At 62.0% G+C, this 22,072-nt stretch carries 21 protein-coding genes and 2 tRNA genes; 21 read left to right on the top strand and 2 right to left on the bottom strand.

The window, feature by feature from the left end; all coding sequences use genetic code 11:
• Window positions 1–26: 26 nt before the first annotated feature.
• The 8 genes from selD (at window position 27) to I2H19_RS00605 (ending at window position 6,218) form a co-directional block, all read left to right on the top strand.
• Window positions 27–1,076: a selenide, water dikinase SelD gene (gene selD / locus I2H19_RS00570; protein ID WP_411266896.1), complete on the top strand. Its 1,050-nt coding sequence runs from the start codon at window positions 27–29 to the stop codon at window positions 1,074–1,076.
• Window positions 1,077–1,136: 60 nt separating this feature from the next.
• The gene (gene yedF / locus I2H19_RS00575; RefSeq protein WP_195568212.1) at window positions 1,137–1,763 is read left to right on the top strand and encodes a sulfurtransferase-like selenium metabolism protein YedF; all 627 of its coding nucleotides are present in this window, start codon (window positions 1,137–1,139) and stop codon (window positions 1,761–1,763) included.
• A gap of 19 nt (window positions 1,764–1,782) precedes the next feature.
• Entirely contained in the window at window positions 1,783–2,034 is a 252-nt protein-coding gene (locus I2H19_RS00580) for a DUF3343 domain-containing protein (protein WP_195568214.1), read from the top strand.
• The gene (locus I2H19_RS00585) at window positions 2,031–3,170 is read left to right on the top strand and encodes an aminotransferase class V-fold PLP-dependent enzyme (protein ID WP_195620605.1); all 1,140 of its coding nucleotides are present in this window, start codon (window positions 2,031–2,033) and stop codon (window positions 3,168–3,170) included. The genes I2H19_RS00580 and I2H19_RS00585 overlap by 4 nt, the downstream gene beginning before the upstream one ends.
• Before the next feature lie 68 nt (window positions 3,171–3,238).
• Entirely contained in the window at window positions 3,239–4,597 is a 1,359-nt protein-coding gene (brnQ, locus tag I2H19_RS00590; RefSeq protein ID WP_195568218.1) for a branched-chain amino acid transport system II carrier protein, read from the top strand.
• A 91-nt stretch (window positions 4,598–4,688) separates the two neighbouring features.
• Window positions 4,689–4,765, top strand: a tRNA-Pro gene (locus I2H19_RS00595).
• A 6-nt stretch (window positions 4,766–4,771) separates the two neighbouring features.
• A tRNA-Gly gene (locus I2H19_RS00600) sits at window positions 4,772–4,845 on the top strand.
• 332 nt (window positions 4,846–5,177) lie between these two features.
• The gene (locus tag I2H19_RS00605) at window positions 5,178–6,218 is read left to right on the top strand and encodes a hypothetical protein (RefSeq protein ID WP_138112250.1); all 1,041 of its coding nucleotides are present in this window, start codon (window positions 5,178–5,180) and stop codon (window positions 6,216–6,218) included.
• A gap of 41 nt (window positions 6,219–6,259) precedes the next feature.
• Here I2H19_RS00605 and I2H19_RS00610 read toward each other — a convergent pair whose 3' ends face one another.
• Window positions 6,260–6,778 (bottom strand): PIN domain-containing protein, encoded by a 519-nt coding sequence (locus I2H19_RS00610; protein ID WP_195620607.1) that lies wholly within the window; start codon window positions 6,776–6,778, stop codon window positions 6,260–6,262.
• Complete coding sequence (locus tag I2H19_RS00615) at window positions 6,771–7,094, bottom strand: type II toxin-antitoxin system RelB/DinJ family antitoxin (RefSeq protein WP_138112252.1); 324 nt, start codon at window positions 7,092–7,094, stop codon at window positions 6,771–6,773. Before I2H19_RS00615 ends, I2H19_RS00610 begins: the two co-directional genes overlap by 8 nt.
• 428 nt (window positions 7,095–7,522) lie before the next feature.
• Between I2H19_RS00615 and I2H19_RS00620 the strand changes: the two genes are divergently transcribed.
• The 13 genes from I2H19_RS00620 (at window position 7,523) to hycI (ending at window position 22,058) form a co-directional block, all read left to right on the top strand.
• The gene (locus I2H19_RS00620; RefSeq protein ID WP_022095206.1) at window positions 7,523–8,041 is read left to right on the top strand and encodes a 4Fe-4S dicluster domain-containing protein; all 519 of its coding nucleotides are present in this window, start codon (window positions 7,523–7,525) and stop codon (window positions 8,039–8,041) included.
• Window positions 8,042–8,115: 74 nt separating this feature from the next.
• Window positions 8,116–10,338, top strand: a complete 2,223-nt coding sequence (gene fdhF, locus I2H19_RS10005; RefSeq protein WP_195568225.1) for a formate dehydrogenase subunit alpha — start codon at window positions 8,116–8,118, stop codon at window positions 10,336–10,338.
• A 78-nt stretch (window positions 10,339–10,416) separates the two neighbouring features.
• Window positions 10,417–11,034, top strand: a complete 618-nt coding sequence (locus I2H19_RS00630; RefSeq protein WP_195620609.1) for a 4Fe-4S dicluster domain-containing protein — start codon at window positions 10,417–10,419, stop codon at window positions 11,032–11,034.
• A complete protein-coding gene (gene hyfB, locus I2H19_RS00635; protein WP_195568229.1) occupies window positions 11,027–13,045 on the top strand; it encodes a hydrogenase 4 subunit B in 2,019 nt (672 codons plus the stop codon). Before I2H19_RS00630 ends, hyfB begins: the two co-directional genes overlap by 8 nt.
• A gap of 17 nt (window positions 13,046–13,062) precedes the next feature.
• Entirely contained in the window at window positions 13,063–13,986 is a 924-nt protein-coding gene (locus tag I2H19_RS00640; protein WP_055309580.1) for a respiratory chain complex I subunit 1 family protein, read from the top strand.
• A 16-nt stretch (window positions 13,987–14,002) separates the two neighbouring features.
• Complete coding sequence (locus I2H19_RS00645; RefSeq protein WP_055309579.1) at window positions 14,003–15,460, top strand: hydrogenase 4 subunit D; 1,458 nt, start codon at window positions 14,003–14,005, stop codon at window positions 15,458–15,460.
• 10 nt (window positions 15,461–15,470) lie between these two features.
• Window positions 15,471–16,124, top strand: a complete 654-nt coding sequence (hyfE, locus tag I2H19_RS00650; protein WP_035138044.1) for a hydrogenase 4 membrane subunit — start codon at window positions 15,471–15,473, stop codon at window positions 16,122–16,124.
• A 3-nt stretch (window positions 16,125–16,127) separates the two neighbouring features.
• Entirely contained in the window at window positions 16,128–17,693 is a 1,566-nt protein-coding gene (locus I2H19_RS00655) for a hydrogenase 4 subunit F (RefSeq protein WP_195620612.1), read from the top strand.
• Window positions 17,694–17,697: 4 nt separating this feature from the next.
• On the top strand, window positions 17,698–19,470 hold the full coding sequence (locus I2H19_RS00660; protein ID WP_035138048.1) for a hydrogenase large subunit: 1,773 nt from the start codon (window positions 17,698–17,700) through the stop codon (window positions 19,468–19,470).
• A 1-nt stretch (window position 19,471) separates the two neighbouring features.
• Window positions 19,472–20,188: a formate hydrogenlyase complex iron-sulfur subunit gene (locus tag I2H19_RS00665; protein ID WP_152067702.1), complete on the top strand. Its 717-nt coding sequence runs from the start codon at window positions 19,472–19,474 to the stop codon at window positions 20,186–20,188.
• A gap of 2 nt (window positions 20,189–20,190) precedes the next feature.
• Window positions 20,191–20,973 carry an NADH-quinone oxidoreductase subunit B family protein gene (locus I2H19_RS00670; protein ID WP_006234107.1) on the top strand — a complete coding sequence of 261 codons (783 nt, stop codon included), beginning with the start codon at window positions 20,191–20,193 and terminating at the stop codon, window positions 20,971–20,973.
• Window positions 20,974–21,555 (top strand): formate hydrogenlyase maturation HycH family protein, encoded by a 582-nt coding sequence (locus I2H19_RS00675; protein ID WP_195568235.1) that lies wholly within the window; start codon window positions 20,974–20,976, stop codon window positions 21,553–21,555. It abuts the gene before it with no gap.
• Window positions 21,555–22,058, top strand: a complete 504-nt coding sequence (gene hycI, locus I2H19_RS00680) for a hydrogenase maturation peptidase HycI (RefSeq protein WP_195568237.1) — start codon at window positions 21,555–21,557, stop codon at window positions 22,056–22,058. Before I2H19_RS00675 ends, hycI begins: the two co-directional genes overlap by 1 nt.
• Window positions 22,059–22,072: the final 14 nt, after the last annotated feature.

Here is a 22,072-nt window from a genome sequence, read left to right on the forward strand (position 1 = left end):
TGATTGACCTATGAGAGGAGGAATCGATGGCTGACGATGTTATTAAGCTCACGTCTATGACAGCCGCGAGCGGTTGAGCCGCTAAGTTGGCTCCCGGAGCCCTCGCCCAGGTCCTGGGCGATTTACCCAATGTGCATAACGACAACTTGCTCGTGGGATTCGATACCTCCGACGATGCGAGCGTCTTTCGCGTTGGCGATAACTTAGGCCTCGTGCAGTCCATCGACTTCTTCCCGCCGATGGTCGACGACCCGTTCCTGTTTGGCCAAATCGCCGCGGCCAACTCGCTGTCGGACATCTACGCCATGGGCGGGCGGCCGAGTCATGCCATGAACCTGCTCTGCATACCCAGTTGCCTGGGCGTTGAGGTTGCCGGGCAGATTTTGGCGGGTGGCGCCGACAAGTGCGTCGAGGCCGGCTGCACCATCGCGGGCGGCCACACCATCAACGACGACGAGCCCAAGTACGGCCTGTCCGTGAGCGGCTTTGTCGCGCTCGACCGCATGCTCGCTAACAGCGGTGCATGCGTGGGCGATGTCCTGCTGCTGACCAAGGCGGTTGGCTCGGGTATCATCACCACAGCCATCAAGGGCGAGCTCATCGAGCAGGACGAGGCCGCAGCCATGTTTGACTCGATGTGCACTCTCAACGAGGCGCCGATTCGTCTGGCCGAGGGACTTGAGCTTCACGGCTGCACCGATGTCACGGGCTTTGGCCTGATCGGGCACGCGTGCGAGATGGCCGAGGGCTCGGGCGTGCAGGTTGAGCTTGCGTCGGGAGCGGTACCGCTCTTTGATCAGGTGCTCGACATGGCGCGCCTGGGCATTATCCCCGCGGGCTCCTACCGCAACCAGGACTTCTTTGGCCCCCGTGTGGCTGCCGGCGAGGACCTGGAGCCGGGCATGCTCGACGCGCTGTACGATCCGCAGACATCTGGTGGCCTGCTTATTGCGGCGCCTGCTGACGATGTGGATGAGCTCGCGCGCCGTCTGCATGCCGAAGGACGTATCGCCGCCGTCGTCGGTCGCGTGTGCGAACCGGTGCCGGGCGGTCCTGCCGTCCACGTTGTTCGCTAGCCCGCACGTTTATGTAACTGTTTACCGTTCTCTAGAACGGTTCTTTCGAAAGGAAAAGCTATGTCTACCAAGATTGAAGTCAATGCCATGGGCGATGCCTGCCCGCTGCCCGTTGTTAAGACGCTCAAGGCGCTCAAACAGCTCGATGGCGAGGGTGCCGTGGTGACCTCGGTCGATAACGAGACCGCCGTCAAGAACATCTCCAAGATGGCGCAGGAGAAGGGCTGCACGGCCTCGGTCGAGAAGGTTTCTGACGCCGAGTGGCACGTGACCGTGGCGACCTCTGGCGCCGTTGCCGTGGCTGATCCCGAGCAGGATGGTGCTGCCTTCTGTGATGCCAGCGCCGGCAAGGGCAAGCTCGTCATTTCCGTCTACACCGACTGTATGGGCCACGGCGACGACGAGCTGGGCCACAAGCTCATGAAGGCCTTCATCTTTGCCGTGACGCAGCAGGAGGAGCTGCCCGCGACCATGCTGTTCTACAACGGCGGCGCCAAGCTCACCGTCGAGGGCTCACCGGTACTCGACGACCTGAAGGGTCTGGCCGAGCAGGGTGTCGAGATTCTCACCTGTGGTACCTGCCTCGACCACTATGGCATTAAAGACCAGCTTGCGGTGGGCGAGGTCACCAACATGTACGTGATTGTGGAGAAGATGGAGCAGGCCGTGCGCGTCGTGCGCCCGTAGCGTATTGGTTGGAGTTGCCATGAGGGAGAAGCGCCCGGCGCTTGTCATCACGTTTCCCACCACGGCGGCCGCCATGGGGTGCGAGTCCCTGTGCATCGAGCGCAGCCTTCCCGGGCGAACGATTCCCGTACCCGGGGAGGTCGCTGCCGGCTGCGGTTTGGCATGGAAGGCGTTGCCTGCCGATGAGGACCTGCTGCGCGGCGAGCTTGCCGCGGCGGGCGTCCCCACCGAGGGCTTTACGGTAATCGACATGTGGGAGGTCGTGCGATGATCTACCTGGATAACGCGGCGACGACCATGCATAAGCCGCAGACGGTGATCGATGCCGTGACGCAGGCGATGTGCTCGCTCGGCAATGCCGGACGTGGCGCGACGTCGGGCGCGCTCGATGCGGCGCGCACGATTCATGGCTGCCGCACTAAGCTTGCGCGCTTTTTAGGTTGCCCGAGGGCAGACCATGTTTGTTTTACGCCCAACTCCACCGCGGCGCTCAACACCGTCATCAATGGCGTGGTGCGTCCCGGCGATCGTGTGGTCACGACGGTGCTCGAGCATAACTCCGTGCTGCGTCCGCTCAATCGCCTGGCGGTAGAGCAGGGCGTGACCGTTGAGTATGCGGGCTGCGACGCGAACGGCGTGCTCGACTACGACGAACTCGAGCAGCTGGTCACGCCGGGCACGCGTGCCGTGGTGGTGACGCACGCCTCCAATGTGACCGGCAACTCCGTTGATGTTGCACGTGTGGCGGCTGTGGCTCATGCGGCCGGCGCGCTGGTTATCGTCGACGCCTCTCAGTCTGCCGGTACGGCGAAGATTGACATGGATACCATGGGGCTCGACGTCGTGTGTTTTACCGGCCACAAGGGGCTCATGGGACCCCAAGGCACCGGCGGCCTGGCCGTGGCGGAGGGCATTGACGTGGCTCCGTGGGCCATGGGCGGCACGGGCGTGCGCAGCTTCGATGCGCTGCAGCCGCTTGAGTGGCCCACGCGCCTCGAGGCGGGCACGCTCAACGGTCACGGCATAGCGGGCCTATCCGCTGGTCTCGACTTTATCGAGGCCCAGGGTGGGGTCGAGGCGATTGCTTCCAGCGAGCGTGCGCTCGCTGATCGCTTTCTTGCCGGCGTGCGCGAAATCCCGGAGATCAAGCTTTACGGCGCCTTTGACCAGCCGACGCGCTCTGCAATTGTGTCGCTCAACGTGGGCGATATCGATTCGGCCGAGATCTCGGATGCGCTCATGCAAGGGTGGGGGATTGCGACGCGCCCCGGCGCCCATTGCGCCCCGCTCATGCACCGTGCACTGGGTACCGAGCGCCAGGGCGTCGTCCGCTTCTCGTTTGGGTATTTCAACACGGACGAGGAAATCGACACCGCGATCGACGCTTTACGCGATTTAGCCTGCTAGAGCGTATATACTTGCGGGATGGGTGTTTTTGCCCGTCCCGTTTTTGTTTCGACCCGAAAGGTGTGTCTATGGCCTCATCCGCGCCGCGCGGTCTGCGCTCCGACCATGTCGTCACCGTCGGCATCGCCCTATTCTCGATGCTCTTTGGCGCCGGCAACCTCATTATTCCGCCACTGCTGGCGCTGCAGGCAGGTTCTGCCACGCCGGTCGCCATGCTCGGCTTTCTCATCGCCGCCATCGGCCTGCCCGTCATGGGCTTTATCGCCGTGGCGCTTGCCGGAACGGCGCGCGAGCTTGCCGGCCGCGTGCATCCCAAGTTTGGCGAATTCTTCGTTGCGGCGGTCTATCTGGCCATCGGCCCGTGCCTGGCCATTCCTCGCACAAGCTCTACGGCGTTCGAAATGCTGGTGCCGCTGCTGCCCGAGGGTGTTTCGCTCGGCACGGCACGTCTGGTGTTTGCCATCGGGTTCTTCGTCGTCGCGTTTGTGCTCACGCTGCGCCCGGGTGTTATCACACGCGTGCTCGGCCGCATTACGGGCCCCGCGCTCATTGCGCTCATCGTGCTGGTCGTGGGTGCCGCCGTGGTGTCGCCGCTGGGTCCCGCAGCCGCGCCACAGGCCCCCTACAATGCCGGCGCCGCCGTGCAGGGCTTTTTGACTGGCTATCAGACCATGGACCTGCTCGCGTCGCTCGCCTTTGGCATCATCATCGCTGAGACCATCCACGAGTTGGGCGTTACCGATGACAAGCGCGTGGCCTTCGAGATTTCGCGTTCCGGTGTGATCGCCGGCGTGCTCATGGCCATCATCTACTGCGGCCTGGCGCTTGCCGGTATGCAGCTCGGCACGGTTATGCCCGACGCCACCAACGGCGCCGCGATCCTTGCGCGTTCGGCCTCTATGCACTTTGGCCTAGCCGGCACGGTTGTCGTCTTTGCGATTTTCTTCCTCGCCTGCATGAATGTCTGTATCGGCCTTATCAGCTGCTGCTCGCGTTACTTCTGCGAGACGTATGTGGTCGAAGGGGGAGCGGAGGCTTCCGAGGAGGCCATGCGCCGTCCCTTTGCGATTCTCGCCTTTGTGTTCGCAACGTTTTCGTGCGTGCTCTCCAACGTGGGCCTCGACGTGATCCTTATGTTCTCGGTGCCCATGCTCAACGCCTTGTATCCCGTTGCCATCGTGCTGGTGCTGATGGGCCTGGTGCACGGTTTTTGTGACGCGCATCCGCAGGTGTGGGTTTGGGTCGGCGGCGTCGTCGCGGTGCAGAGCGTGATCACCTCGGTCCGCGATGCGTTCTTTGCGGGGGCCTGGCTACCGTTCGATGCGTTGCCGCTGGCAGATATCGGTGCTGCGTGGGCGCCGGTTGCTGTGGTCGCGTTTGTGATTGGTCTGGTTCATAGCCAGTTTGTCGCACATTCGAGGAACTAGGGTATTGCCGCTTGCACAGGCGGGGAGTCTCCCCTATAATTTCCTTCGCTTTGGGACACGCAAGGTTTAGACCTTAGCTGCTCAACACCTTCGGGACGTGGCGCAGTTTGGTAGCGCGCCTGCTTTGGGAGCAGGATGTCGCAGGTTCAAATCCTGTCGTCCCGACCATATCTTGCGGGCGTAGTTCAATGGTAGAACCCCAGCCTTCCAAGCTGATGACGCGGGTTCGATTCCCGTCGCCCGCTCCACAAGATAGCTTAACGGCTCTGATTCCCTTTGGGATCAGAGCCGTTTTCGTAAACGTGCCGGGGACCCCACATCCCCACCTAAGTTGCGGTGAAATACGGACTGTTTTCGGCTTTTATGGCCCATGTAGTCCGTATTTCACCGCAACTATTTGTAAGGTTGGATTTTGATGCCGTTGGGAGGATCGTAGCGACCGTCTACCGAGAGTGGAAATATTTTTTGAAGCTCTGACCTGCGACGTCAAGCTTTTGGTCAGCTTTTGGCAAGGCCTGCGGACGGAAGCATGCGATAGCGTAATGGTATTCTCTCCGCCGTGATGGTTATGGGGTTGGCCATGCTCGATAAAGGCAAACATTTTCCGCAGTCCTATGCAAGGATGCTATTCTCGGCCGTTGGAATTCATCAAGATGGACAGCTGCTTATAACAATTGATCCTTGGGATGAACGCCGTGCGCGCGAGCTTATGCAGGAAGAGCTCATGCTTCGTCTTTACAACCATGTGTATGCGGATCCGGTCTATTGGAATAATCTTGGGGTTGAAGATCGTATCTTTCAGCTGGCATCCGCTATTGCGGTCGTTGAACCGGATGCTGTGTTTTGCGGAGCGACAGCAGCGTTGCTCTACGGCATCGGCTCGGCGTATACGCTTCTGGATAAAGTGCAAGTGCTGCTGCCACGGTCTACAAGGCGTGATACGTATGAGTTCGTTGAATACAAGCGCTGGCGCCCGGGCGAAGTGTGGCGGCTTGGTCTGTTTACACTGACGGATCCGTGTCGAACGGTTGTTGATATCGCGCGATCGAGCGCCTTTCGCTATGCGCTGGGTTATGTCGATGGCTTGGCCCGTGAGTACGATGTCGAACGCGAAGAGCTGCGAGCATATGCGCAGGCAAATTGTCGAGGGCTGCATGGCATCGCGCGTGCTTTTGACGTTTTTGAGTATATGGACGGCAGGTCAGACAATGGCGGCGAGTCTGAGGCGAGAGCAGCGATGATTCTCGCTGGGGTTGCCGCGCCCGAGCTTCAAGTTGAGATAACGCGACCGGGAAACGCTGGCTATTATCTAGCAGATTATGGCTGGCAGATGCCAGACGGCTCATGGACGCTGGCAGAGCTGCATGGGCTAGGCAAGTTTGAAGACGAGGCTCAAAATGATCCAGAGCGGGCGGCGGCAAAAACGTATCGAGCGGCCCTCATGCGCGACGCGAACCTTCGCGCCATGGGCCACAACGTCATTCATTTCAAACTCTCGGACACCTACGACGTAGAATCGTTCGGTGCCATGATGCGCGGTTACGGCATTCCGACAATAAAACCCTACGCCGACTCCCGATGGCGAAATCGTTCGCGGTCCACCTTCAATAAGTTGCGGTGAAATACGGACTGTTGTGGCCTTTAAAGGCATCAGTCCGTATTTCACCGCAACTCAGGTGGGGATGGGGTTAGTGGCGACCGTGATGGCGGAGCTTGTCGATGGTGGAGCTTGTCGATGGTGGAGTCGGTGCTTCGGCTGCGGGCTTCGGCGGCGCGGTCGCGAGCGTCGGCGGCGGTTTGGCGTTTACGGCGGTAATCGATCATGCCTTGGATGATGGGCTTGCCAAAGCTCACGACATCATCGTTGTAGATGGCGGTTCGGGCTGCGAGGAGGCAGTCGGTAAAGTCCATATGGGTCTTGCCGAAGAGTTTGACGGCAAGGGCGACAACGGTGGGCTCGTCGACCATGACGTCATCGAGCAGCCTTTTCATGGCCGCAGCAATTTCAACGCGGGGAACCTTATAGACGTCGCGCAGCGTGACCACGACGCGCGTGATGATTTCGGGGTAGACACGTGCGGTGCGCGTGGCGATGACCTTGGCGGCGCGCGGTGACAGGACCTCGTCGTCGTTAAGCAGGTAGCGAAGGATGACGGTCTCGTCGATGATGGTGCTACTCATGGATATCTACTTCCTCGGGACCCAAAACCGACTCGTCGCTTTCTGTGGCTAGGTATTCAATCCAGGCATTGCGCTCCTCGGAGCGGCGATTGGGGTCCCCGTATGCTTTGAGCAGTCCATAGGCGGCCGTGCCGTCCTTGGAGCGCACGGCGACCGGTTGAAATGGGAGCTTGCGCATCAAAATACTCTGCGCGACAAATAGACGGACAGCCTCGGCGAGCGATGTGCCCATGGCGTCGTAGAGACGCTCGGCATGCTGCTTGTCTTCCTCGCGAATGCGCACCTGCAGGATGGCTCGTTTTTGAGTCGATGACATCACTGGCCTCCCTTAATGAGCGTGCAATTTGAATAGTCAAATACAACATCGGCTAATAATAGCCAATCTTACAACCACTACTTTATTGCACTAGAGTAATTGAGTGTAAACGATATTACAAACGTACTACATCTTTCAGAAACGAGCGTGAAATCTCCCTTGGATGTACGCATGAAATACACTCACCTTTATAGCTTCTAGAGAATAATTCCAACCTGCCAAAACCCCTGCAATACACCCGTATTGCAGGGGTTATGCTCAAGTTTGCCCCCTGCAACTGCGTATATTCAACCTGTATACCGTTGGAGAAATTCTACCGAGTGTCTGTTTCGCCGCATGCATTCGATATGCCGACGCCAGGCCACGGGCGGCTTGGGGCAACGTCGACAGGGTCTCTCCGGCATGGGATTCAGGAGGGAGTGAACAACATGGGCAATAAACGAGTCGTGGCTGATTCTTCACGCTGCATTGGATGCCAAACCTGTATGGCGGCGTGCATCGAGGCACACGATATTCCCGGCAACATCGCCGCGCCGCGCCTGCGCGTGACGCGTACGTACGAGATCTCCGCACCGGTGGCTTGCCATCACTGCGAGGATGCCCCGTGCGCCAAGGCTTGTCCTACGGGCGCCTTGTTCTTTGATCCAAAGAACCATCGCATCGGCGTCAACGAGGACAACTGCATTGGCTGCAAGAGCTGCGTCATGGCATGCCCCTTTGGCGCCGTGAGCGTGGCGACCACGCAGGTCCCCGTCTTGATGGGTGACGTTCGCGTCGGTTCGCAGACTAAGAGCTTCGTGCTCAAGTGCGACCTGTGCGTGGACCGTCCCGGCGGTCCGGCGTGTGCCGAGGCATGCCCGACCAAGGGCCTCACCCTGGTAGACGAGGAGCGTCTGGCAGAACTGACTGCCGAGCGTGCCCGCGCCACCATCGAAAACGAGGCGTAAGCGTCGGGCGACAGGCCCAATGATTGTCAAATAAGTACCGAGTATTCGGTAGCAGAAAAAGGAAGGAGGGTGTCATGGAGAAGCATAAAGTGATCTGCCCGTACTGCGGCGCCGGTTGCCAGTTTAACCTCCTGGTCCAAAACGGCCAGGTCGTGGGTACCGAACCGCTCAACGGCATCACCAATCAGGGCGAGCTGTGCCTTAAGGGTATGAGCGGCTACGACTTCATCAACGACACCAAGATCTTGACTCCTCGCGTACTGCACCCGATGATCCGCCGCACTAAGGGCGCGGGTCTTGAGCGCGTAAGCTGGGACGAGGCACTGGATTTCACCGCATCTAAGATGCAGGCCATAATTGACGAATATGGTCCTAACGCTGTCATGACCACCGGCTCTTCGCGAGGCGGCGGCAATGAGGCGAACTACGTCATGCAGAAGTTTACGCGTGCGTGCATCGGCACCCACAGCGTGGACAACTGCGCCCGTACTTGACACGGCCCTACTGTCCTCGGTCTGATGGACACGGTTGGTTCAGGTTGCATGTCATGCTCCATCCCCGGTATGGAGGATGCGGGCTGCATTTTCCTCTTCGGCTATAACCCTGCCGATTCGCACCCCATCGTCGCAAGGCGTATCGTGCGAGCCAAAGAAAAGGGTTGCAAGATCATCGTCGCCGATCCGCGCCATATCGAAACCGCGCGTATCGCCGATCTCTACCTTCCGATCAAGAACGGTTGCAACGTCGCGTTCCTCAACGCCTTTGCCAACTGCTTGGTCAACGATGGCCTCTACGACAAGGAATTCGTCGCCGAGCACACGAACGGCTTTGACGAGTGGTGGGAGACCATCAAGAACTACACTCCCGAATCCGTACAGGACATCACGGGTGTCGAGCCCGCGTTGATCCACCAAGCTGCCGAGATGTACGCCACGGCGAAGCCTTCTGCCATCATTGGCTGGGGCATGGGCGTATGCCAGCAGAAGCAGAACCTGAAGACGGTGCACACCATCGCCTCCATCGCCTGCGTTGCCGGCCAGATCGGCAAACCCAATTCCGGCCTCGCGCCCGTGCGCGGTCAGAACAACGTCCAGGGCTCCTGCGATATGGGCATGCTGCCCAACCTGTACCCTGGCTACCAGAAGGTCACCGACCCGGCTGTGCGTGCCAAGTTTGCCAAGGCTTGGGGCGTGCCCGAGGAAAAGCTCCCGCTCGAGGAGGGCTACAAACTCACCGACCTGGGCCACCTGGTCGACGAGGGCAAGGTGCACTGCTTCTACAACTACGGCGAGGACCCGGTGCAGACCGAGCCCGATTCGGCCGGTATGCGCAAGACGCTCTCCGAGCTGGATCTGTTCATCTGCCAGGACATCTTTATGACGCAGACGACCATGCTCGCCGACGTCATCCTGCCCGCTACCTCTTGGGGCGAGCACGAGGGTGTCTTTACCGCATCCGACCGTAGCTTCCAGCACTTTGACGCGGCCGTTCCGCCCAAGGGCGAGTGCCGTCACGACTGGGAGATCTTCGCGGACCTGTCTACGCGCATGGGTTACCCCATGCACTACGACAACACCGAGCAGATCTGGAACGAGTGCATTAGCCTGTGCCCCAACTTTGTGGGCGCGACTTACGAGAAGATGGCTCCCGAGGGCGGCTACGCCCAGTGGCCCGTCAAGAGCACCGATGTGAACGACCACGGTACGCCCGACATGTTCGCTGGTGGCAAGTTCACCACCAAGGACGGCCGCGCCAACCTGATGGCGCACGACTGGGAGGCGCCCTCCGAGCTTCCCGATGATGAGTACCCGCTCATCCTGTGCACCGTCCGCGAGGTCGGCCACTACAGCTGCCGCTCGATGACCGGCAACTGCAAGACGCTGGCGCTGCTTGCCGACGAGCCCGGCTTTGTCCGCATGAATCCCGCGGACGCCCAGGCGCGCGGCATCAAGAATGGCGATATCGTCTCGATTCACAGCCGCCGCGGCCAGGTATACAGCCGCGCCGACGTGAGCGATCGCATCAACAAGGGCACGGTCTACATGACCTACCAGTGGTGGATCGGCAAGTGCAATGAGCTGACCATTCACAAGGTCGACCCGGTCTCGCACACGCCCGAGGATAAGTTCTCCGCCTGCCAGGTCGACGCCATTGCCGACCAGGTTTGGGCAGAGGGCGAAGTCGAGCGTCAGTATACCGAGCTCAAGCAGGCTCTGGTGGACGCCGCCGCTCCCCAAGACGTTGAGCCCGGCGCCGCCAAGTTCGACGACGAGACGCACGTGAACCAAATCGTGTAGTCCCGTTCTCGTTGGCTTTTTGGGCCGGGCGTCCCGTACGTTCGGGACCCCGGCCCGTTATTTTGAAAGGAAGTGGGGATGAACCGCTTCATCGACATCAACCCGGAGAGATGCATCGGCTGCGGGACATGCCAGTCCGCCTGTGCCGACGCCCACCGGATGCAGGGTCTTCAGGATACGCCGCGCCTGGCGCTCGTGAAGACCGGCGGTATTTCGGCCGCCCTTGCCTGCCACCATTGCGAGGGTGCCCCCTGCGCCGAGGTTTGCCCGGTGAATGCCATCGAGCACGATGGCGAGCGCAACCACGTCAAGGAGCAGGAGTGCATCGGGTGCAGGCTGTGCGCCATCGCGTGCCCCTTCGGTGCCATCCATCCCGATGGCACGTCTATCACCGGTGTCGCAGGCATGTGCGACCCGACGCCTTCGTATCCTAAGTCCCTGAGCAGCCTGCTTACGTGGGCTCCTGGCCAGTACACCTGCGCTGTCAAGTGCGACCTGTGCGCCTTCGATCCGGACGGCCCGCATTGTGTGGCGGCGTGCCCCACCAAGGCTCTGACCGTCATGGGCGGCGCGGCCGATCGCGAGCTCGACGAGGCCAAGCGCCTGCGCTCGATCGAAAACGGTCCGTCCGTCGACGCTACCGCTGTGGCCCAGGGCCTGTCCGAGAAAGCAGAAGGGAGCGTAAACAATGGATAGCATGACGCTGTTTATCGCATCGCTTGCCGTCTCGTGCATCGGTGCGCTCGCCTCGGTTCTGCTGATCAAGGCCGACAACGCCGCCAAGACCGCCGGCTGCCTGATCGGCGCCGTCGCGGCCGTGCTGTCGTTCATCGCGGGCCTCGAGGCCGTGCTTGGCGACGTTTCGTCCCTCAACACGGTCTTCTTTTTCCCGTTCGCCCGTCTCGAGCTCTTGCTCAACGGCCTTGCGGGCCTGATCGTGGTCCTCATCTCAATCCTCGCCTTTGCGGGCTTCATCTACGGTCTGTCCTACTTCGATGAGTACCCGGGCAAGGTCGGGCGCGCCGGTTTCTTCATGAACACCTTCGTCGCCTCGATGATGCTCGTCATCACCGCCGACAACGTGTTCTGGTTCCTGGTCGCCTTTGAGCTCATGTCCCTTACGAGCTACTTCCTTGTCGTTATCGAGGAGAACAAGAACTCCATTAGGGGCGGTTGGCTCTACTTCGTCATCGCGCACGTGGGCTTTGTCCTTATCATGGCGAGCTTCCTGCTCATGACCAACGGCGTGGGCGGTTCCTTCAGCTTCAGTGATTTCCGTACGCATGACTTTGGACCCGCCGTCTCCTCCGCGTGCTTCGTCCTCGCGTTCTTCGGATTCGGCGCAAAGGCCGGTATCATCCCGCTGCACTCCTGGCTGCCCCAGGCGCACCCCGAGGCGCCGTCCAACGTGTCCGCCCTCATGTCCGGCGGCATGATCAAGATCGGCATCCTGGGAATCCTCAAGGTCGGTCTCGACCTGCTCGCGGGTTCGGGCGTCCAGCTCTGGTGGGGCCTCATGGTCCTGGTCTTTGGATCCATCTCGTCGGTCCTGGGCGTCGTCTACGCCCTCCACGAGCACGACATTAAGCGCCTGCTGGCCTACCACTCCGTCGAGAACATCGGCATCATCTTGCTCGGTGTCGGCGCGTCCATGACGGCGCACGCCCTGGGCAACGACGTCATCGCGACGATCGCGCTCATGGCCGCCCTCTACCACACGCTCAACCACGCCATGTTCAAGGGCGAGCTGTTCCTCGGCGCGGGCTCCCTGCTCTATGCCACGGGTACGCGCAACATGGAGAAGATGGGCGGCCTGTTCCGCCGTATGCCGGTCACGGCCGTCTGCTTCCTCATCGGTGCCCTTGCCATCTCGGCTATCCCGCCGCTCAACGGCTTCGTTTCCGAGTGGTTCACCTACCAGTCCCTGTTCAACATCTCGACGCTCTCCGACCCGGTCGTCATGGTGTTCGCCGTCGCCTCCGCGGCCGCCCTCGCCATCACCGGTGCCCTGGCCGTCACGTGCTTCGTGAAGGCCTACGGCGTCTCGTTCGCGAGCAGCCCTCGTTCCCAGGAGGCCGCGAACGCCAAGGAGTCCCCGGCTCCGATGTTGTTCTCGCAGATGCTCCTCGCGGCCATCTGCGTGGTGCTGGGAATCGGCTCTCCCGTCATCGCCCCGGTTCTGGGCGACGTCGCCCAGAGCGTGCTTGCCGGCTCTGCCGTCACAGCCACCTCGGGCGTGTCTCTGGTGAACGAGATTTCCGGTGCCGCCACCTCCACCCCCGCGATCGCCATCGCGCTCGTGGTCCTCACCGGCCTCGCGTTCGTGTTGAGGTCCTGCCTCGGCACCAAGGCCCCCGCTAAGAAGACCGACCCTTGGGCGTGCGGCTACGAGCCCAACGAGCACATGCCCGTCGTCGCCACGAGCTTCGCGTCAGACGTAGAGCTCTTCATGGGCCCGCTCTACACCCTGCGCGAGGTATGCACCAAGATCTGCTGGTCCATCGCGCACGTGTTCCAGAAGCTCACCGGTGTCGCCCAGGGCGTTGAGCCCCTGCCCGACCGCTTCCTGGTCGATGCACCGAGCGAGGGTGCCGATAAGCTGGCCGGCCTCGCCTCCAAGATCGAGGGCGGCAACTACTCCGTATACATCTGCTACATCGTCGCGGCGCTCGTGGTCTTCCTCGTGCTCGCCGTGGTCATGGTCTAGAGAGGGGAGAGGATATTATGAACATCGTTCTTGCGATAGCGCAGGGCCTCGTGGTCATGCTGGTCGCGCCCTTCTTCTCCGGCCTCGCCCGTGTGATTCGCGCGAAGATGCACAATCGCCGCGGTCCGTCCATCCTTCAGGATTACCGGGACCTCGCGAAGCTCATGGCGCGTCCCGAGTCCGTGAGTTCCGACTCGAGCTTCGTGCTGCGCATCATGCCGCCGCTGTTCCTCGCGGTGTCGTTCATGCTCGCCATGGGCCTGCCCATGTTCACGCTCGAGAGCCCCATGCCCGTCTTTGGTGACGCCATCACCATCATGTACGCGCTCGCGCTGTCCCGTTTCTTCTTCGCGCTGTCCGGCGTGGATTCCTCCAACGCCTACGCGGGCTTCGGCGGTATCCGCGAGCTCCTCATGAGCGTGCTCATCGAGCCGTCCATGCTCATCGCGCTGTTTACCGTCGCCATCGTGTGCGGCTCCACGGACATTGCGACCATGGGTCAGCACATCGTTACGGGCAACGTCTCGAGCGTCGTCGCCGTCATCCTCGCCGGCGTCGCCTTCGCGGCCGCCTGCTATATGGAGCTCGGCAAGCTTCCGTTCGATCAGGCCGAAGCCGAGCAGGAGCTCCAGGAGGGCCCGCTCGCCGAGCTCTCCGGCCCGTCCCTGGCCATGATGAAGCTCGCCATGGGCATGAAGCAGGTCGTGGTCGTCGCTTGGTTCACCTCCATCTTCATCCCCTGGGGAGAGCCCGCGACCATCGGCGTCACCGCTCTCGTGGGCGCCGTCGTCTTCCTTGTCAAGTGCCTGGTCGATTTCGTTGTCTGCGGCGTGCTCGAGAACTCCGTTTCCCGTTCGCGCTTCAAGGTGCTCGGTAACCAGACCTGGGCCGTCGTCGGCATCGCGGTCCTCGCGTTCGTCTTCGTCGTCGTAGGCGTGTAGGGAGAAGGGAGAAACTATGTCAATCGAATCGAGCTTGTCCCTCTTTGCCATGGTGGCGATCGCCGTCCCCATGCTGGGCTCCCTGCTCATCGTCATGCTGCCGCGTCCCTACGCTAAATGGATCTGCGCCTTTGCCGGCGGCATCGCCACGGTCGCTTCCGTTGGCTTGGCCGCGACGTTTGCCGGAAACGGCATGAACGCGGTCGATGTAACCTGGGCGAGTATGGGCCAGACCTTGGTCATGGGCTTCATATTCGACCGGATGAGCACGCTGCTCGCACCCGCGTTCGTCGCTATCGGCCTGCTCGTCGTCATCTATTCGTTCCCGTACATGAGCGATAAGAACAAGGAGCATCCCGACGCGCCCCGTCGCCGCTTCTACGTGTACTTCTCCACGTTCATCGGCGCCATGGCCGGTCTCGCCTACAGCTCCACCATCGTCGGCCAGCTCGTTTTCTTCGAGATCACCGGCGTGTGCTCCTGGGGCCTCATCAGCTACTACATGACGCCCACGGCCAAGAAGGCCGGTATGAAGGCGCTCATCATCACCCATATCGGCGCTCTGGGACTCTACATCGGCGCGGCCTTCCTGTTCGCCGGAACCGGCACGTTCGCGCTGAGCGCGATCTCCCAGCTCGATTCCGGTATGAAGACCGTCGTGCTGCTGCTCATCCTGTTCGCCGCTTGGGCCAAGTCCGCCCAGTTCCCGCTCTACATGTGGCTGCCCTCCGCAATGGAGGCCCCCACGCCCGTTTCCGCCTACCTCCATGGCGCGTCCATGGTGAAGGTCGGCGTGTGCGTGTTCGCCCGCGCTCTTGCGAGTGCCGGCGATATCCCCGAGATCGTCGGTTGGGTCGCCATCATCGACGCCGTCGTGACCATGCTCTTCGGCTTCCTCATGTACCTGCCCCAGAAGGATATGAAGCGCCTGCTCGCCTTCTCGACGATCGCGCAGCTCGCCTACGTGTTCTTCGGCCTGGGCCTCTCCGTGTTCGGAAGCCAGATGGCGTTCAACGGCGCCGTCGAGCACATCTTCAACCACGCGTTCACCAAGACCCTGTTCTTCCTCATCGCCGGCTCCCTCAGCTTCACGCTGGGAACCCGTATGTTGCCCAAGATCCAGGGCCTCATGAAGAAGTACCCGGTCACGGGCGTGGGCTTCGCGGTCGCCGCGACCGCTATCGCCGGCGTGCCCCCCATGAGCACGTTCTTCTCCAAGTTCCAGATTATTTCCGGTGGCTTCGCGGTTGGTGCTTCCAACACGGTCATCTTCGTCCTCGTGTGCGTCATGGTCGTCGAGACCGTCGCCACCTTCGCATGGTTCCTGCGTTGGATGGGTAAGGTCCTGCCCGGTGAGCCGAGCGAGACCGTGGCCGCCGGCCAGCCCCTTCCGCGCGCCATGGCGTTCGTGTTCGTCGTCCTCATGATCATGGTCGTCGTCGCCGGTCCTCTGTCCTCTAGTTGGATGGGTTAGGAGGTAGGACATGGGTTATTCGTTAGTCAATATCCTGGGCGGTCTTCTGATCGTGACCTCCACCATGGTGGTCGTCTCGAAGACCATCCCGTCCGCCATTAAGTGGTACGCGATCCAGTCGGTTGTCCTGGTGGGCGTGCTGCTCACCCTGGGCCTCACCACCGGTGCCACCGAGCTTCTCATGTGGGCCGCGTCGGCCTTCGTCACCAAGGTGATCCTCGTTCCGTTCATTCTCAACCGTGCCTACAAAAAGATGGGTTCGCCTGCCGATAGCACGCTGACCTCCTCCATCAAGCCGGCCTGGACCATCATCCTCACCGGTCTGGAGGTGGCCATCTGCTTCGCGGTGGTCACGCGCCTGAGCCTGCCCACCGCTGAGGTGGCTACTCCGGCCCTCGCCATCAGCTTCGCGCACTTCTTCGTCGGCCTCACGTGCATCATCTCCCAGCGCAACATCCTCAAGCAAATCTTCGGGTACTGCCTTATGGAGAACGGTAGCCACGTGACGCTCGCCCTGCTCGCGCCCACGGCCCCCGAGATCATCGAGATCGGCATCGCCACCGACGCCATTTTCGCCGTCATCATCATGTCCGCCGTCGTCGTGAGGATCTGGAACGACACCAAGTCGCTCGACTCCCACGACCTGACCGAATTGAAGGGGTAGGCCATGGATGTTTCAATGCTGACGGTCGCCCTGCTCGCTTGTCCCCTCGTGTTCTCCCTGATTATGGCTGCGCTCCCCAAGACGACGTCCTACAGCGTCTTTGCGGGGCTCAACACCATCTCCGTCGCGGCGACCCTCGTCCTTTCGGTCGTCACCGCGGGAACCATGCTCTCGAGCGGGCAGAATATCGACGCTTTGGGCCTGTGGCTCCATCTCGATTCGCTCTCGTCGATCTTCGTCCTTCTGGTAGGCATCATCGGGTTCATCACCGGCGTGTACTCCATCTCCTATATCAAGATCGATATCGAGGAGAAGACCATGCCGGCCGAGCGCACCAAGCAGTACTACGCGCTGTTTAGCCTGTTCGTTTTCACGATGCTGCTCGCCTGCCTGTCCAACAACATCATCCTCACCTGGGCGGCGGTCGAGGCCACCACGCTGTCGACCGTGTTCCTCGTGGGCATCTACAAGAACAAGCAGGCGCTCGAGGCGTCTTGGAAGTACGCGATGGTCTGCACCGCCGGCGTGGCCTTCGGCCTGTTCGGCACGCTGCTCATCTACGCGAACGCCGCCGATATCATGCCCAATGCGCATGAGGCAGCCTTCCTCACCTCCATCATGCCCTACGCCGACCAGTTCGACCCGATGCTCGTGCGCCTCGCGTTCGCGTTCATCGTCATCGGCTTCGGCACCAAGGCGGGCCTGTTCCCCATGCACACTTGGCTGCCCGAGGCGCACTCCCAGGCTCCGAGCCCGGTCTCCGCGCTGCTCTCGGGCGTGCTGCTCAAGTGCGCCATGCTGGTGATCATCCGCTTCTACTCCCTGTCCATCATCACGGTGGGCGACACCTATCCGCGTACGCTCCTGCTCATCCTGGGCACGCTGTCCATCCTGGTGGCCGCCCTGTGCATCTTTAAGCAGGACGATATCAAGCGCCGCTTCGCGTACTCCTCCGTCGACAACGTCGGCGTGGTCGCGCTGTGCCTGGGTATCGGTGGTCCGCTCGGTATCGCCGCCTGCCTGCTGCACTGCATCTTCCACGGTTTCACGAAGGCGCTCGCCTTCTGCATGGCCGGTAACATCCAGCACATCTACCACACCCGCGACCTGAACAAGATCAAGGGCGTCGTCGAGATCGCTCCCGTCACGGCAGCGCTCACCATCATCGCCCTGCTCGCGCTCGCCGCCTTCCCGCCGTTCGCCCTGTTCATCTCCGAGTTCCTCACCTTCGTGGCCGGCGTCCAGTCCGGTCCCATCTGGGTGGTCGTGCTCGTGGCCACTGGCCTCACCGGCGTGTACTTTGCCCTTACCGGCATCGCGCTCAAGTCCATCTTCGGCAAGGCGCCCGAGGGCATGAAGCGCCACGAGGTGCCCGCCCTCATGATCATCCCCGAGATCGCCCTCGCGATCGTGGTCATGTGGTTCGGTATCGCCACCCCGGTCGCCATCACGAGCGGCGTCGAGGATGCAACGTCCGTCGTTTTGAACCAGAGCGTCGAAGAGCTCCACGAGGCTCCTCTCTACCGCATGGTGTTCAGTTCCCAGACCAAGACAAGCGAGGTGAATTAGCACCATGGCAGAACCTGAAAAGAAGGACTACGCTCGTCGTTGCGAAAGCCACGTCGAGGCCCTGCGCGCCGCAGTGCCGGGCGCTATCGAGAAGGTTGAGTGGCAGTGCGAGGACCAGCTGACGATTACCGTCAAGCAGGACAAGCTGCCCGAGGCCGTCCACTACCTGTACTACGAGCGCTACGGCTGGATTCCCGTGATCATCGGCAACGATGAGCGCAGCCTGTGCGGCCGTTACGCCGTGTACTACGTCATCTCCATGGAGGGGGAGGATCCCGGCTGGGTGACCGTGCGCACCGAGGTCGATCCCGCCAAGATGACGTTCCCGTCCGTGACGCCGTTCGTCCCCGCCTGCGTGTGGGGCGAGCGCGAGCTGCGCGACATGTTCGGCCTGATCCCCGAGGGTCTGCCCGACCGTCGTCGCCTCGTGCTGCCCGATGATTGGCCCAGCGGGCTGTACCCGTTGCGCAAGGATTCGATGGATTACCGTTTCCGTCCCGCTCCCGCGAGCGACATGGAAAACTACGAGTTCTTGGCCGACACCAAGGGCAAGGAGACCACGCTCGTCCCCATGGGCCCGCTGCACATTACCTCCGACGAGCCCGGCCACTTCCGCCTGTTCGTCGAGGGCGAGACGATCGTCGACGCCGACTATCGTCTGTTCTACGTGCACCGCGGCATGGAGAAGGTCGCCGAGACGCGCCTGAACTATGATGCCGTCACGTTCCTTGCCGACCGCATCTGCGGCATCTGCGGCTGCGCCCACTCGGTGGCCTACGCCGAGGCTGTCGAGCGCGCCCAGGGCATTCACGTCCCGCCGCGCGCGCAGTACATCCGCGCCATCATGCTCGAGGTCGAGCGCCTGCACTCGCACCTGCTCAACATTGGCCTCGCATCGCACTACACCGGCTTCGATTCCGGCTTCCAGCAGTTCTTCCGCGTTCGCGAGAAGTCCATGGACCTGGCCGAGAAACTCTCCGGCCACCGTAAGACCTATGGCCTCAATGTGATCGGTGGCGTGCGTCGCGACATCCTGGCCGAGCAGAAGCTCTCCACGCTCACGACCATCCATCAGCTGCGCTCCGAGGTCCAGGAGCTCGTCGACGTTTTGCTCTCCACGCCCAACTTTATTGAGCGCACGAGCGGCATCGGCATTCTCGACCGTAAGATCGCTCGCGACTTTTCGCCGGTCGGCCCGCTCATGCGTGGCTCTGGCTATGCCCGCGACGTGCGCTTTGACCATCCCTTCGACGGCTACGCCGATCCGGACGTTCAAAAGATGCACGCCGCTACGGCCGACACCTGCGATGCCTTCGGCCGTACCGCCGTTCGCATCCAGGAGGTCTACGATTCGATCGACATGATCGAGACCATGCTCGAGAACTGCCCGTCGGGCCCCATCCTCACCACGGATTGGGAGTACACCCCGCACAAGTACGCCATCGGCGCCACCGAGGCGCCGCGCGGCGAGGACGTGCACTGGGCCATGCTCGGCAACAACCAGAAGTGCTACCGCTGGCGCGCCAAGGCGGCCACGTACAGCAACTGGCCGGTCCTGCGCTACATGTTCCGCGGCAACACCGTGGGCGACGCTGCGCTGATCGTCGGTTCGCTCGACCCGTGCTACTCCTGCACCGACCGCGTGACGGTGACCGATGTCGCCGCCAAGCGCGACCACGTGCTCGACAAGGAGCAGTTCGAAAACGTCTGGCGCGACAAGTCGCCGCTTGCGGGCGAGGGCACCATGGCCGCCCCGCTCGATGAGGAGGCGCTCTAATATGCTGAAGCTTTGGAAGGTTAACGCCAAGGCCGGCGACGCGACGGTCAAGTACCCGTTTGCGCCGTTTCCCACCAACAAGGACATGCGCGGCAAGCCCGAGCACAATGCCGAGCTCTGCATCGCCTGCGGTGCCTGCGGCGTGGCGTGCCCGGCCGATGCCATTCGTATGGACACCGACCTTGCGGACGATACCATCACCTGGTCGATCGACTACGGTCGCTGCATCTTCTGCGGCCGCTGCGAGGAGGCCTGCCCCATGGAGGCCATCAAGCTCACCGAGGAGTTTGAGCTGGCCGTCATGAGCAAAGACGACCTCACCAGCAAGAGCGTCTACACGCTCGAGCACTGCTCGCGCTGCGGCAAGCCGTTTGCCCCGCACAAGGAAATCGACTACGCTAAGCGCCTGTTGCAAAAGGCCGGCGGCATGGAGGCCGAGCAGGCCGCCCGTACCGTCGGTATGTGCCAGGAGTGCAAGCGCGAGCTCGACGCCCTGCGCGCCGCCTCGGCCGTAAAGACCGGCAACGCTGCCGGCATGGCTGCCAACGAGACGCTTGCGTCCGGCGAGCCCCAGGGCCCCGGCATGGAGTATCTGGGCGGCCACGGCGTGAACCCGGAGTATATCGACCGCGAGCTCAACCCCGATGCGCCCGAGATTCCCGCCGGTCCGGCGCCGGTCGAGGGCATCATCATGGATTTTGAAACGAAGGAGGAGTAACCATGGCCGAACCCACGCTTTTGCCCGAGCGGCTTCAGTACCGCCCGACCAAGATCGAGCTCGACGAGAGCATCGAGAAGGCCAAGGCGACCCTTCTTAAGAAGATCAAGCGCTCGGTGTACGTCTACCGTGTTGACTGCGGCGGCTGTAACGGCTGCGAGATCGAGATCTTCGGTTCCATCACGCCCGTCTTCGACGTCGAGCGCTTTGGCATCAAGGTCGTGCCCTCGCCCCGTCACGCCGATGTGCTGCTGTACACCGGTGCCGTGACGCGTGCCATGCGCATGCCGGCCCTGCGCGCCTTTGAGGCCGCACCCGATCCCAAGATCGTGGTGTCCTATGGCGCGTGCGGCTGCACCGGCGGCATCTTCTACGACAACTACTGCGTCTGGGGCGGCACGGACAAGATCTTGCCGGTCGATGTCTATATCCCCGGCTGCCCGCCCAGCCCCGCGCAGACCGTCTACGGCTTTGCCATGGCACTTGGCCTGCTGGACCAAAAGCTCCATGCCGAGACCACGGTGGAGGCCGCCGGCGAGCAGGCCGATATCCTGCACCCCGGCGTGCCGTACAAGCTGCGTGTGGCCATCGAGCGTGAGGCTCGCGCCATGAGCGGCTACCGTTACGGCCGCGACCTAGCCAACGAGTTTATGGATACGCTCGAGGGCGCGCCCAAGGGCGATATCCGCGGTGCCATGGCGCTCCTCATCGACAAGCAAGATGATCCTCGTCGTGTTGAGGTCTACTCGGCGCTGCAGGATCTGGTGCTGGCCGGAGGCCGTTAGATGGAACTCACGGACCGCTCTGGTTACTTTGCGGGCCCCGGTATGCTCGGCGGCTCTTTTGGCGATGCCTCGCGCGCAAGCGACGAGGCCGCCGAGGGCGTCGCCGACCCCTGCCTGGGCCATGCGCCCGACCAGGTGGTCTTTTACGAGCTCACGCGTAAGTTTGTGGAGACCGAGGAAGACGTTCCCCAGGAGGCCTGCGACGTGCTGTACTACACGCTCGCCGTGGGCCACCACACCGGCGTGCTCGACTGCTTTGAGCCGCGCCTGTCGGTGCCGGTGGATGTGTTCTATTCGCTCGTCGATGCGTTGCCGGAGGGGGAGGCCAAGACCAAGTTCGAGGCCATCCGCTCCTTTGGCGAGTGCCAGCTCGACAAGGCGGCGGTGCCGTCGCTGCTCGAGGCCTGCGATATGCTGCTCGACGAGCGCGGTTTTCGCGGCTCGGCCAAGGCCGGCATCTCGGTGTTCGACGACGACTTTGGCCTGCATGCCCAGCAGGTCGCGTTCTTAATGAAGTTTCGCGATCTGGTTGAGCGCGTGCGCGATGTGTCGGGCGTGTATCTGACGGGGAGGTTGCAGTAATGGGTCGCGTTGTGGATGGACGTGTGAACGGCGCCCCGTTTGCGGGTATCGTGCTCACGGCGGGAAGCGTGCTGCGTGCCGACGATGCCGCCGGCCCCGTGCTCTCCAAAAAGATGGAGGACGCGCCCATTGCCGGCTGGTACACCATCGATGGCGGTCAGACGCCCGAGGATGACATCATCGAGGTCAAGCGCGAGCGTCCGCCTCGCCTGGTCTTGGTCGATGCCTCTGACATGGCGCTGCCCGTCGGTGCCATCCGCTTGCTCGACAAACGTGATGTGGCCCGCAAGTCGATGTTCACCACGCATTCGCTTCCCTTGTCGATTCTGATCGAAGAGATTGAGCAATCGTGCGAAGATATCGTCTTCATAGGGATTCAGCCGGGCGATACGGAGTTCTATAACCCCATGTCCCCGGAGGTCTTTGGGGCCGTCGACGCCGTGTACGACGCCGTGGCCGCCAACGACTTTTCCCACTTTGTCCGCTTGGGGCAGGAGCTATAGCAGCGCTTGCCCCT

Origin of the sequence: Collinsella aerofaciens, from assembly GCF_015560135.1 — a bacterium.
Lineage (GTDB): Bacteria > Actinomycetota > Coriobacteriia > Coriobacteriales > Coriobacteriaceae > Collinsella > Collinsella aerofaciens_AN.

What these genes read in the sequence shown, in the direction of transcription:
- yedF (WP_195568212.1), top strand. Translation starts at nt 1,137, where the DNA reads ATGTCTACCAAGATTGAAGTCAATGCCATGGGCGATGCCTGCCCGCTG.
- I2H19_RS00580 (WP_195568214.1), top strand. Translation starts at nt 1,783, where the DNA reads ATGAGGGAGAAGCGCCCGGCGCTTGTCATCACGTTTCCCACCACGGCG.
- I2H19_RS00585 (WP_195620605.1), top strand. Translation starts at nt 2,031, where the DNA reads ATGATCTACCTGGATAACGCGGCGACGACCATGCATAAGCCGCAGACG.
- brnQ (WP_195568218.1), top strand. Translation starts at nt 3,239, where the DNA reads ATGGCCTCATCCGCGCCGCGCGGTCTGCGCTCCGACCATGTCGTCACC.
- I2H19_RS00605 (WP_138112250.1), top strand. Translation starts at nt 5,178, where the DNA reads ATGCTCGATAAAGGCAAACATTTTCCGCAGTCCTATGCAAGGATGCTA.
- I2H19_RS00610 (WP_195620607.1), bottom strand. Translation starts at nt 6,778, where the DNA reads ATGAGTAGCACCATCATCGACGAGACCGTCATCCTTCGCTACCTGCTT.
- I2H19_RS00615 (WP_138112252.1), bottom strand. Translation starts at nt 7,094, where the DNA reads ATGTCATCGACTCAAAAACGAGCCATCCTGCAGGTGCGCATTCGCGAG.
- I2H19_RS00620 (WP_022095206.1), top strand. Translation starts at nt 7,523, where the DNA reads ATGGGCAATAAACGAGTCGTGGCTGATTCTTCACGCTGCATTGGATGC.
- I2H19_RS00630 (WP_195620609.1), top strand. Translation starts at nt 10,417, where the DNA reads ATGAACCGCTTCATCGACATCAACCCGGAGAGATGCATCGGCTGCGGG.
- hyfB (WP_195568229.1), top strand. Translation starts at nt 11,027, where the DNA reads ATGGATAGCATGACGCTGTTTATCGCATCGCTTGCCGTCTCGTGCATC.
- I2H19_RS00640 (WP_055309580.1), top strand. Translation starts at nt 13,063, where the DNA reads ATGAACATCGTTCTTGCGATAGCGCAGGGCCTCGTGGTCATGCTGGTC.
- I2H19_RS00645 (WP_055309579.1), top strand. Translation starts at nt 14,003, where the DNA reads ATGTCAATCGAATCGAGCTTGTCCCTCTTTGCCATGGTGGCGATCGCC.
- hyfE (WP_035138044.1), top strand. Translation starts at nt 15,471, where the DNA reads ATGGGTTATTCGTTAGTCAATATCCTGGGCGGTCTTCTGATCGTGACC.
- I2H19_RS00655 (WP_195620612.1), top strand. Translation starts at nt 16,128, where the DNA reads ATGGATGTTTCAATGCTGACGGTCGCCCTGCTCGCTTGTCCCCTCGTG.
- I2H19_RS00660 (WP_035138048.1), top strand. Translation starts at nt 17,698, where the DNA reads ATGGCAGAACCTGAAAAGAAGGACTACGCTCGTCGTTGCGAAAGCCAC.
- I2H19_RS00665 (WP_152067702.1), top strand. Translation starts at nt 19,472, where the DNA reads ATGCTGAAGCTTTGGAAGGTTAACGCCAAGGCCGGCGACGCGACGGTC.
- I2H19_RS00670 (WP_006234107.1), top strand. Translation starts at nt 20,191, where the DNA reads ATGGCCGAACCCACGCTTTTGCCCGAGCGGCTTCAGTACCGCCCGACC.
- I2H19_RS00675 (WP_195568235.1), top strand. Translation starts at nt 20,974, where the DNA reads ATGGAACTCACGGACCGCTCTGGTTACTTTGCGGGCCCCGGTATGCTC.
- hycI (WP_195568237.1), top strand. Translation starts at nt 21,555, where the DNA reads ATGGGTCGCGTTGTGGATGGACGTGTGAACGGCGCCCCGTTTGCGGGT.